The sequence below is a fragment of the Paraburkholderia ultramafica genome (assembly GCF_902859915.1).
Taxonomy (GTDB): domain Bacteria; phylum Pseudomonadota; class Gammaproteobacteria; order Burkholderiales; family Burkholderiaceae; genus Paraburkholderia; species Paraburkholderia ultramafica.
The window spans coordinates 1-11,027 of the sequence record NZ_CADIKK010000076.1 but is presented as its reverse complement, the minus strand read 5'-3'; the positions used below and the strand labels follow the sequence as shown (position 1 = coordinate 11,027).

At 62.7% G+C, this 11,027-nt stretch carries 9 protein-coding genes and 4 pseudogenes; 5 read left to right on the top strand and 8 right to left on the bottom strand.

Annotated elements, in window-relative coordinates; all coding sequences use genetic code 11:
- On the bottom strand, nucleotides 1-292 hold a 292-nt coding region (locus HV744_RS35335; protein WP_281363698.1), incomplete at its 3' end, for a citrate/2-methylcitrate synthase.
- Between the two features lie 215 nt (nucleotides 293-507).
- Between HV744_RS35335 and prpR the strand changes: the two genes are divergently transcribed.
- A complete protein-coding gene (prpR, locus tag HV744_RS35330; RefSeq protein ID WP_175153897.1) occupies nucleotides 508-2,490 on the top strand; it encodes a propionate catabolism operon regulatory protein PrpR in 1,983 nt (660 codons plus the stop codon).
- Between the two features lie 80 nt (nucleotides 2,491-2,570).
- Here the strand turns inward: prpR and HV744_RS35325 are convergent, their stop codons facing one another.
- Nucleotides 2,571-3,494 carry a LysR substrate-binding domain-containing protein gene (locus tag HV744_RS35325; protein WP_175153896.1) on the bottom strand — a complete coding sequence of 308 codons (924 nt, stop codon included), beginning with the start codon at nucleotides 3,492-3,494 and terminating at the stop codon, nucleotides 2,571-2,573.
- Nucleotides 3,495-3,628: 134 nt separating this feature from the next.
- On the opposite strand from HV744_RS35325, the gene HV744_RS35320 reads away from it, so the two are divergent.
- The 4 genes and pseudogenes from HV744_RS35320 to HV744_RS35305 all read left to right on the top strand — a co-directional run bounded on the left by HV744_RS35320 (nucleotide 3,629) and on the right by HV744_RS35305 (nucleotide 7,461).
- Nucleotides 3,629-4,711 carry a tartrate dehydrogenase gene (locus tag HV744_RS35320; RefSeq protein WP_175153895.1) on the top strand — a complete coding sequence of 361 codons (1,083 nt, stop codon included), beginning with the start codon at nucleotides 3,629-3,631 and terminating at the stop codon, nucleotides 4,709-4,711.
- Between the two features lie 568 nt (nucleotides 4,712-5,279).
- A pseudogene (locus tag HV744_RS35315) lies at nucleotides 5,280-5,444 on the top strand (porin); the annotation flags it as partial.
- Between the two features lie 68 nt (nucleotides 5,445-5,512).
- On the top strand, nucleotides 5,513-6,871 hold the full coding sequence (locus HV744_RS35310) for an MFS transporter (protein ID WP_175153894.1): 1,359 nt from the start codon (nucleotides 5,513-5,515) through the stop codon (nucleotides 6,869-6,871).
- 263 nt (nucleotides 6,872-7,134) lie between these two features.
- Nucleotides 7,135-7,461 carry a hypothetical protein gene (locus HV744_RS35305; protein ID WP_175153893.1) on the top strand — a complete coding sequence of 109 codons (327 nt, stop codon included), beginning with the start codon at nucleotides 7,135-7,137 and terminating at the stop codon, nucleotides 7,459-7,461.
- Nucleotides 7,462-7,534: 73 nt separating this feature from the next.
- On the opposite strand, the pseudogene HV744_RS35300 reads toward HV744_RS35305, so the two are convergent.
- From HV744_RS35300 to HV744_RS35280, 6 genes and pseudogenes are all read right to left on the bottom strand, one after another.
- A pseudogene (locus tag HV744_RS35300) lies at nucleotides 7,535-7,759 on the bottom strand (glycosyl hydrolase 53 family protein); the annotation flags it as partial.
- A gap of 12 nt (nucleotides 7,760-7,771) precedes the next feature.
- A pseudogene (locus tag HV744_RS37885) lies at nucleotides 7,772-8,029 on the bottom strand (ShlB/FhaC/HecB family hemolysin secretion/activation protein); the annotation flags it as partial.
- A pseudogene (locus HV744_RS35295) lies at nucleotides 8,008-8,454 on the bottom strand (glycosyltransferase family 2 protein); the annotation flags it as partial. The pseudogenes HV744_RS35295 and HV744_RS37885, both read right to left, overlap by 22 nt.
- Nucleotides 8,455-8,643 (bottom strand): hypothetical protein, encoded by a 189-nt coding sequence (locus HV744_RS35290; RefSeq protein ID WP_175153891.1) that lies wholly within the window; start codon nucleotides 8,641-8,643, stop codon nucleotides 8,455-8,457.
- A 48-nt stretch (nucleotides 8,644-8,691) separates the two neighbouring features.
- Nucleotides 8,692-8,961, bottom strand: a complete 270-nt coding sequence (locus HV744_RS35285; RefSeq protein ID WP_175153890.1) for a hypothetical protein — start codon at nucleotides 8,959-8,961, stop codon at nucleotides 8,692-8,694.
- Nucleotides 8,958-11,027: hemagglutinin repeat-containing protein (locus tag HV744_RS35280; protein WP_175153889.1), on the bottom strand; the 2,070-nt coding region annotated here is incomplete at its 5' end. The genes HV744_RS35280 and HV744_RS35285, both read right to left, overlap by 4 nt.

Below are 11,027 nucleotides of genomic sequence, written 5' to 3'. Positions count from 1 at the left end.
CGAGCGCCGCCTTGACGTTCGCGGGCAGGCCGCGCAGGCTCTTGAGCTTCGTCTTGTAGGCCGTCAGTTCAGTTTGGGTCGGCAGCTTTTCGTGGACCAGCAGATAAGCGACTTCTTCGAATTCGCAGGCGCTCGCGATGTCGAGAATGTCGTAGCCGCGATAATGCAGATCGTTGCCCGTCTTGCCGACCGTGCACAGCGCGGTGTTACCCGCGGTCACGCCCGACAGCGCGACGGACTTCTTCGGTTTGAATGCGCCCGTGCTCGGCGTGCTGTTGTCTGCTTCGCTCATGAATCGTCTCCAGAGGCAATGTGGGGTTTTTGACTGGAGCCTAAAGAGCAAAGATCGGGCCAGCTATGCCAACGCGCGCTAAGTGGCTGATTTAACGGACTATCGCCGCCGCGCGCCGCCAGCAGTCCATTTCACAAATGAAATGGAAATTTCAAATTGGAAATGGATGCGCGCATAATAGGCAGACTTCCCAAGCCCGCCGCGAACCGCCCGCCTTGAGCACACCTCTCTTCGAACCCGCCGAGCGCCCGCGCATCTGGGCTCTCAGCATCAGCCGCTTGCGCGATCTGTTTTTCGACATCGCCGGCGAATACGTCGAACGCGCGGACCTGCGCATCGTCTCGTACGGTTTCGAAGACGCGGTGCGGGAGATCGAGGCCGCAGGCACGGGTCGCCCCGATGTCGTGATCGCGGGCGGCTCGAACGGCGCGTATCTGAAGACACGCGTGACGGTTCCGGTCGTGCGGATCAACCCGACCGGTTTCGACGTGATGCACGCGCTCGCGCGCGCGCGCCGCGACGGCGCGAAGGTGGCCCTCGTCACGCACGGCAACACGCCCGACGAAGTGCGGCGCTTCATCGCCGCCTACGCGCTCGACGTGACGTTCGCGTCGTATCAGTCCGCGCAGGACGCGGAGAGCGTCGTGCTCGACTTGCGCGATCGCGGCATCGACGTCGTGGTCGGCCCCGGACTCGTCACCGACCTCGCCGCGCATGCCGGCATGGGCGCGGTGTTTCTCTATTCGCGCGCGTCGGTGCGCGCCGCGTTCGACACCGCGCTCGAAGTCGCGCAGGCTACACGCGGCGAGACCGTGCGCCGTCAACGGCTCGACAATCTGCTGCAACATTTGCGCGACGGCGTCGTCGCGCTCGATGCGCAAGGGCGCGTCGAAGTGATGAATCAGCGCCTTGCCAGCGTGCTCGGCATCGACGCGGCGAAAGCCGTGGGGCGCGTGCTGCTCGAACTCGCGCCCGATCTCGCCGGCAGCCTGCCGGATGCTGACGGCGACACCTTCTGCACAGTGCGCGGCGCGAGCTACGCCGTGCATCGCGGGCCGCTGGCCAGCAGCAGTGCGGCGGCGGGCACCGTGCTGACGTTTCAGGAGTCGCGCGCGGTCGAGCGGCTCGATCGCACGTTGCGCTCGCGCCAGCGTGTGCAGCAGTTCAGTGCGCGTTACCGGCTCGACGATATCGTCGGCGCGTCCGAATCGATCGAACGGGTGCGCTCGCTCGTACGGCGCTACGCGAGATCGGACGCGACCGTGCTGATTCTCGGCGAAAGCGGCACCGGCAAAGAAATGGTCGCGCAGAGCATGCATCAGTTGAGCGCGCGGCGCGACTTCGCGTTCGTCGCGATCAATTGCGGCGCGTTTCCCGAAGCGCTGCTGGAGAGCGAGTTGTTCGGCTACGAGGAAGGCGCGTTTACCGGCGCGCGCAAGGGCGGCAAGGCGGGACTGATCGAAGTCGCGCATCGCGGCACGCTGTTTCTCGATGAGATCGGCGAAATGCCATTGTCGTTGCAGAGCCGGTTGTTGCGCGTGCTGCAGGAACGCGAGGTCGTGCGGCTCGGTTCGACGGAGCCGACACGTGTCGACATCCGGGTCGTCGCGGCGACCCATCGCGCGCTGACCGAGGGCATCGAAGCGGGCAGCTTTCGCGCCGACCTCTACTACCGGCTCAACATTCTGAGCATCGCGCTACCGCCGTTGCGCGAGCGGCCCAACGATCTGCTGCCGCTCGCCGCCGAATTGCTGCGGCAGGCCGCGGCGCGTGAACCGAGGCTGGCGGCGCGCCTGCCGGACGCGGCCGCCGCCGAACGTGTGCTTGGCGGTCTCGGCGCGTCGTTGCGGCGTTACACGTGGCCTGGCAACGTGCGTGAATTGCAGAACGTGATCGAGCGGATTGCCGTCGAACTCGCCGATGTGGAAGCTGACACTGACGCCGACACCGACGCACTGCATGACGGCGCAACCGTCCTCACGCGCGAGATGCTCCACGCCGTTGCGCCTGAAATCGTCGAGGCCCACGAGCGCACGACGAAGCCCGCCACGCCTACGCTGCGCGAGCGCAGCCGTCACGTCGAAGCCGATCAGATCCGCGCCGCGCTCGCGGCCCACGACGGCGATCGCGACGCGGTCTGCAACGCGCTCGGCATCAGCAAGACGACGTTATGGCGGAAGCTGAACGCGGCGCGTTAGCGGGCGCCGCCGCTGCCAAAGGTCATTACACGCGGAGTGAGCCACTACCCGCTCGAAACGTTGTTCTCGCAGAACCACAACTAGGCGGTGGGCTCAGCCGCCTCCCACTGCGCGAACTCCTCGCTCAAAAAATCCACGCACACTCTCACCTTCGCCGACTGAGCGAGCCGCGCCGGATAAACCGCCCACAGGTTCGCCGGCTGCGTGACCTCGGGCAGAACCTGTTGCAGCTGGCCGCTCTCGAGCAGCGGCCGCACATCCCACATCGAGCGCAGCACGATGCCGCGTCCGGCCAATGCCCATTGCACCGCGACTTCGCCGTGATTGGTCGACAGCGGCCCGGTAACCTTGATCGATACCGTTTCGCCACGCACCGTCAAACGCCAGAGACCGAACGGATGATCGCGCTCCTTGATCGCGAGACACGCATGCGACGACAGCTCGGCGAGCTGCCGCGGCGCGCCGTGCCGCGCGAGGTAAGCGGGCGACGCGCACAGCACGCGATGATTCGACGCGAGCCGCCGCGCGATCAGATGCGGCGCGATCTCGTCGCCGATGCGGATATCGAGGTCGAAGCCTTCGCCGCCCACATCGACGAGACGGTCGAACAGATCGAGCCGCACGCTCAGTTGCGGATAACGTTCGGAGAAGCGGGCCAGCGCGGGCGCGACGAAACGGCGGCCGAAGCCGAAGCTGCTGGAAATGCGCAGTTTGCCGCCAGGAATGCGGCGCGTGGTGGACACGTCTTCGACCAGTTGCTCGACATCGTCGAGAATTTTCTCGGCCCACGTATAGACGCGCTCACCCGCCTCGGTGATCGCGACGCGGCGCGTCGAACGGTGCAATAAACGCGTACCGAGCGTTGTCTCGAGCACGTTGATCCGTTTGCTGACGTACGCGGCGGACACCGACAGCGTCTCTGCCGCCGCGCTGAAACTGGATTTGCGCGCTACCTCGCAAAACACGCGCAAATCATCGAGATCCGGTGACGGGACGGCGTTCATAGGTCGCTCAATGGCAGAGAGTTTGTACACGAATCGTGCACAGTGGCTTAACTAAAGCAGCCATTTTAGGCGCAAACAGCAGGAATAGAATAAGCGTCGTTGAATCGTCGAACAGCCCACAGGAGGAGCACACCATGTCGAACAAATATCGGATTGCGGTCATACCCGGCGACGGCATCGGCGTCGAAGTGATGCCGGAAGCCATTCGCGTGCTGGAGGCGGTGAAAAAGCGCTTCGGCATCGAACTCGAGTATCAGCACATTGAATGGGCGAGCTGCGAGTACTACGCGAAGCACGGCAAGATGATGCCGGACGACTGGAAGACCCAGTTGCAATCGGCCGACGCGATTCTGTTCGGCGCGGTGGGCTGGCCGGACACCGTGCCCGACCACATCTCGTTGTGGGGCTCGCTGCTGAAGTTCCGGCGCGAATTCGATCAGTACATCAACCTGCGCCCGGCCCGGCTGTTCGCCGGCGTGCCTTCGCCGCTCGCGGGCCGCAAGGCGGGCGACATCGATTTCTGGATCGTGCGTGAGAACACCGAGGGCGAATATTCATCGGTGGGGGGCGTGATGTTCGAAGGCACGGAGCGCGAATTCGTGCTGCAGGAATCGGTGTTCACGCGGCACGGCAGCGAGCGCGTGCTGAAGTTCGCGTTCGATCTCGCGCAACGCCGCGAGCGCAAGAAGATCACGGTCGCCACGAAGAGCAACGGCATCGCGATCAGCATGCCGTGGTGGGACCAATGCGCAGCCGGCATCGCCGCGCAGTACCCGGACGTGACGTGGGACAAGCAGCACATCGACATTCTCTGCGCGCGCTTCGTGTTGAACCCGGATCGCTTCGACGTGGTGGTGGCGACCAACCTGTTCGGCGACATCCTGTCCGATCTCGGCCCCGCCTGCACTGGTACGATCGGCCTCGCGCCGTCGGGCAATCTGAACCCCGACCGCAAGTTTCCGTCGCTGTTCGAACCGGTGCACGGCTCGGCGCCCGACATCGCCGGCAAGAACATCGCCAATCCGATCGCAATGATCTGGTCGGCCGCGATGATGCTCGACTTCCTCGGCAATTCCACGGGCAAGGAACGCGACGCGCACGACGCGATTCTCGCGGCGATCGAAGCGACGCTGGTCGAAGGCCCGCATACCGGCGACCTCGGCGGCAAAGCGAACACCACCGAAGTCGGCCGGGCGATCGCGGCAAAGCTCGCTTGAGCCGCTCGCGCCGCTTGCGCCTTTCTATACCCCTCTGTCACGACACGCCCGCATGAACATGGAAGCCTATCCGATCGAAGTCGAATTCCCCGATATTTCGGTGCACGAACAATCACCATCGGGAATCGCCTATGTCCACACGGTCTATGTGATCTTCTGAACGGCGCCTTGAACATCTCGTCGAGCGCCCATCCGGGTCTGTAAAGCCGGCGCTCGCCTTCCTCGTCTTCCCCTCGCCTCCCTCGCCTGATCCCGGCGCACCCATGTGCGCCGCGGCCTCCTCAAACATCGCGCTGTCCAGCGTGGTCCGCGCGCCGATGTGCATCCGCAACATGTCGGGTAATCCCGCGTTGACCCATCGTTATCAGATTACTTACAGTTCTCGTGTTCGTATAATGAATCACGGTTCTACATGCGAACACGCTCACAATAAATTGATCAACGACCGGGGCGCGCTGACTTCCTCGCGGGGCGAATCGGAAAACACCTGATGAATCGCAACATCACCATGACCCGGATCGCCTGCGCGATTGCAGCCTTGGCCAGCGCGCCCGTTTTCGCGCAAAGCCATGCGTTGCAGGCATTCCAGCGCACCAACGGCAGTACGCCCGGCACGGCGGGTTCGGGCCACATCATCACCGCCACGGCAACCATTGGCGACGGCGTCCAGAGCGCGCCGTCGTCGTCGCGCAGCCAGTTTGCTGCGGGCGTAGGCATCGTGCACCGCTTCTAAACGGCGTACGATCGTAAAAGAAAGGAAAGGCTCGTTTTCACGAGCCTTTTCGCAATCAGGAGACCATCATGAGCCGCAGCACTGCTGTGAACGTTCAGACATTCATCAACGAACATCCCTTTTCGCCGTTCCAGTGGCTGGTTTTTTTCATGTGCTTCATCATCGTCCTGCTGGACGGTTTTGACACGGCAGCAATCGGCTTCATCGCGCCTTCGCTGATCGGCGAATGGGGCATCAGCAAACCGGCGCTCGCGCCGGTATTGAGCGCCGCGCTGTTCGGCCTCGCGTGCGGCGCGCTCGGTTCGGGCCCGCTGTCCGACCGCCTTGGGCGACGCGTGATGCTGCTCGGCTCGGTGCTGCTGTTCGGCGTCGCGTGCCTCGGCTCGGCCTTCTCGACCAGCATCGATCAACTGACTACGCTGCGCTTCATCACGGGCGTCGGCCTCGGCGCGGCCATGCCGAACGCCGTGACGATGATGGGCGAGTACTGCCCGGACCGCCGCCGCGCGACGGTGATCAACCTGATGTTCTGCGGGTTTCCGCTCGGCGCCGCGTTCGGCGGTTTTCTCGCCGCGTGGATGATTCCGCATTTTGGCTGGCGCAGCGTGCTGATGCTCGGCGGTGTCACGCCGCTGGTGCTGATGATCCTGCTGCTGGCCAAAATGCCGGAATCGGTTCGCTACATGGTGGCGAACAACAAGCCTGTCGAACGGATTCGCGCGGCGCTGTCGCGCATTTCAGGCGGCGCGGTGCAAGCCGGCGCCTTCACGATGACCGAAACCGCGCCGCAAACCGGCGGCAAGGGACTGGCCGTGGTGCTGTCGCGTTCGTACATCATCGGCTCGGTGATGCTGTGGCTGGCCTACTTCATGGGCCTCGTGATCTTCTACGCGTCGATCAACTGGATGCCGGTCCTGCTGAAGGACGCCGGACTCACACCGCAACGCGCGACGCTGATTTCCGCACTGTTCCCGCTCGGCGGCGTCGGCGCGGTGCTGTGCGGCGTGCTGATGGACCGCTTCAACGCGAACCGGATCATCGCGGCCTGCTATGCGCTGACCGCGGTGAGCGTGTACTTCATCGGCCAGGCCGTTGGCAACGTGGGCGCGCTGGTGTTCATCGTGTTCGTCGCCGGTGTGTTGATGAATACCGCGCAATCGTCGATGCCGGCGCTCGCCGCCGCGTTCTATCCGACCGAAGGCCGTGGCTCGGGCGTCGCGTGGATGCTCGGTATCGGCCGCTTCGGCGGGATCGCGGGTTCGTTCCTCGTGGCCGAACTGACGCGCCGCCACTTCTCGTTCGGCGCCATCTTCGCGACGGTTGCGGCGGCGGGCCTGCTTTCGTGCGTCGCCCTGCTGATCAAGCAGGCGGCGCGGCCGCATGTGGCGACGACGAATACGTCGAAGGCGGAATCGTTCGGGCATTGAACGCGCAACGCGTCGGCCCTGTGCCGACGCCGCCCGGCAACGGGGACGCCGGATGATCTTAAAGCCGCCCGCGTGGGCGGCTTTTTCTTTTGCGCCGTGCGCGAGTGAGCGAGTGAGCGAGTGAGCGGCCCAACGACTAAGCGGGCAAAAAAGCGTGGTGCGCCACTTCCCGATAAACTACGCCGTTGTTTACCCGTGCGGTTGCCGCGATGGTGGATGCCACCATGCGGCAACGCCGTTCATCTCAAGTCAGGATTCTGGTAATGAAACGCGTAGTCGTCTCCGCGCTGCTGGCGGTATGTTTTGCGCAACCGGCCGCTCAGGCCGTTGCACAGACCGTCAACGATCAATGTTTTGCGCTCGGCGATATCGCCGGCCAGGTCGCGTCGTGGCGCGCGCACAAGAAGACCAAGGCACAGGCGCTCGAGCAGGCGGCCAAGTATTACAAGGACCCGGCCGACCGCCAGGCGGTCAACGCGATCATCGAGAAGATCTTCAGCCCGGACGCGCAGCGCATGACGCCCGATCAGGCCAGCATGGCGTTCACGTCGGATTGTGTGAATCAGAAGAAGCAGGCACCCGCGCAGTGATGCCTGCTAGCGGTGGGCGGCGTCCGGCGTGGCGGGCTCGCCGCGCTAACCGGCGCTCATGCCATTGCTCGCGCTAACGCTTGCGAAACGCATCCAACGACGTCTGCGCGTTGCCGTGAAAATCGAACAACGTGTTGTTGTCCCGCTGATCGCCCGCGCCGACCTTCCAGCCAACGTTCGGCGTCGGAATCCATTCAGGCTCCCACCAGAACACGCCCTTGCCGTGGCCATCGGGGATCGCCTTCACGACATCCGTCACCGCGCCGAGAAACTGCGCCTGGCCCGCCGGGGTCTGCGGATAGGTCGCGGTTTAGAACTGTGCCGTCAATTGGAAACCGAGCGTGACCCGAGCAGTCGGAAAGCCCGAGGGTTTGTAGATCGGCGTCCCGGCAAAGAGGTCATAGGCAAGCGCGCCTGCCTTCGCCGATGCGCTACCCCGGACGCCGATCACCACGCCCGCCAGTTGTGTCCCGGCGAGAAACACCGCGCTCGGCCCGAACACATGGCCGTAGTCAATGCCTGCATAGAGTGACTGGCCCGTCGATCCAACCGGTAGCTGTAGCTCGTTGCTCGTTTGGCCCACGTGTCCGTATTGCGTTCGGCGCGCTTCGCGAGCACCACGTCGTAGCCTTCGCACCATCGCTCAACCAGTTGAGGAATTACTTCGGGCGGATCTTGCAGGTCCGCGTCGAAGGGAATTACTGCGTCCCCAGTCGCGACGTCGATGCCCGCAGTCAGCGCCGCCTCTTTACCAAAGTTGCGCGATAGGTCAACGACGAGCACGTGCCGATCATGCTCGCAAACGATCTGCAACATGTCGAGGGTCGCGTCGGTACTTCCATCGTTGACACAAACGATCTCGTAATCCATGGCAGGCAAGCTGCGCAACACTGCGGTGACGGATACGAAGAATTGGTTGAGGACCGCCGCTTCGTTATGGAACGGCACTACGAGCGAAATACGCTGACGTACGCCAACTGTACTGTGACTCATTTATTTCTCGGGGCTGACGGCGCGCACGCCAGAAGCGGGAACCATCGCCGCGCGCTGCTGCTGGACCTGCTGTTGCTGTTCGGCGTTCGTGCGAGCCGCTGCTACATCGGGCGGGTTCTGCTGTGCGTTCGACGCGAGTGTTACCAGGGCTGTAAGCGGCGCTGTCGCCGGGCTTCTCTGGATTTCCATAATGTAATTTCGGTAGACATGTGAGCCGGACCGAGGCCCGGCATCAAATTACGATTTGTTTTCCTCGTCGTCCTTCGTTTCGTAGCTCTTGCGAATTTTTTTGTAGTTGACCCCGAACGGCTTGATTCCCACTAGGTGGGCGCGACTCGCGTAACCCCCGATCGCAGCTATGGCTAAACCAACTAGGAACAATACGCCCCCGAAAGGAGCAGGCGGCACATACTTGATCGCAATGAACATGACGAACAGCCCGAACGCAAGGAGGCTAGTTCGGACCCACCGCTTAAAATTCCCGTCTTCAATAAACTGAATCTTCACTTTGAACTGTTCCAGTAATTGACGAATGAATTCCAATAATTGTTAATGGAATTTTGAACATTCGTTCCTGCCGTACTGCCATTGACGGCATTGGAAGTTTCATTAATTGCTGGGGCCAAGCCCGGATATCTATCCGACAGACTACCGGATATGAGGTTAGTCACTCCGGACACAGAATACTGACCAACATCTGGTTTGACCGCCTGACCAATCGCGTCGGCGCCGAAGCCAACAACCGTGGCAACGTAAGAAGCTGTTGCAAGCGCCGGAGAATACGGGGTTGGAACGCTGGCTGCCGCAGCCGTTGCCGCACCGAAGCGCCCGGCATTCGACGAAATCATCGAACTCGCGCTTGCGGTGGTATTGCGCATGAAATTAAGGTCTGATTGATCGAAACTGGTAAACGGACCGGTCACATTGATTGAACTGCCAGCACTGCTCGACGGATATGTAAATTCGCTAGGCACCTGTCCCGGCGAAACGCTGTTGTAGTTCGCCAAGATGTAACTCTGCAATGCGGAATCGGACGGCGCAAGTATTTGCGTCAGGACCGGCTGTCCGTTTGCAGTTGCTGGGGCAGACATCCATCGCGCGCCAGAGTCGGTAGGTGCTTGGCCCACCAAGGTAGCCGACGCACCCGATGTAGTTGTGCCGTTGACGCTCATATCCATCTGGCGCATCTGGTCCTCGATCTGCGCCGCGGTGTATTTCCCGCCGCTTGCATCGGCCAGTTGCTGCGCCAGGGTTTTCTCCTTCGGGTCCAATTGACGATTGTAGAGGTCTACGCTCGTTCCAGTTGCTGCGCCCGCCGTGCCGCCAACCAGCGCACCGCCTACACCTGCCGCTACGTTTGCTGCAAGATTGCCCAGCAGATCCGATCCGGTTTCCGCGGCCACGCTCTTCGAAACGCTGTCCAGTTGGTTCGCCAGTTTCGAGGAAAGACCTGCGCCAGCCGCTCCACCCACTGCGGTAAAGACGCTGCCGCCACCCAGTCCGCCGATCAGCGCACCACCTGCGGCCTGGAGAATCGCACGGTTGTCGCCTCCTTCATCCCACTGTTTCGCCGCGGCCGCGTCCGCTGCGAAGGCGGCCGTATCACCGTTCGCCACATCCACCTTGGCCTGGTCAACCGCAGCCTGACGCTTCGAGTCCGCGTACATGCCGATGCCCTGCGCGACAACCTGGCCCGCCGCCTGTGCAGCCTGCATCGTATCGGCCTGCTGCGAAAGCAGGTTGTTCACGTCCGGTGTTGTCGAGACCGTACCATTGGTGTTTGTCGTATCACGGCTCAGGGTTGCCACGTCCTGCGTTTGCCCGGTCTGGTTGGTGATATTGATCGTGCCCGCGCTGATTGCGCTGCGCGTGGTCGCGCTCTGGTCGCCGCTGTCGTTCTGCGAAATCATCGGCGCAACGCCAGGTGTACCGCTAACCGAGCCGGGTCCAAGTGCCTTGCCAGTCGTTCCGACGCCGACACCCGCGCTAATGCCGTTGCTCGTCGCGTCGTAATGCGACTGGTTCTGGATATCGCTATAGGTCAGCGTGCCGGTCGTCAGCGAGTTCTTCGACGCATCGGCATCGCTGGAAATGACTGCGCCCTTAAGATCGGTATTGCCGTTGACATTGATATTGAATCCGCCGCTGCCCGCCTGGATGCCTGCCTGTTCATTCACTGCGGCATAGCTCGAATCCGCGTGGCCGTTCTGCGCGCTGAAACTCGCGCTGCCGCCGCCCTGACTGATGCTGAATCCGCCGCCCGTGCTGCTCTGGTGCGCGGTACTGGCGGTCGTATCCTGCACGCTCGCAATGTTCAGGTTGCCGCCCACGTTCGCCGTGACGGTGCCTCCGCTCACGTCCGAACCGATGATATTCGTATCGCCGCCGCTCAGAATGGTCACGCTGTTGGTGCCGGTGACGTGCGTGTTGTTCTGAATGGCAGCATCGCTGTTGCCGTCGCCGTGCGCGTTGGACATTGACGCCGAGACGCCAAAGCCGTTGGTGCCATATGACACGCCTACGCTCGCGCTGCTCGATTTGTTCGTGCTGGCGGTGGTGTCGGTGTCGGTCGT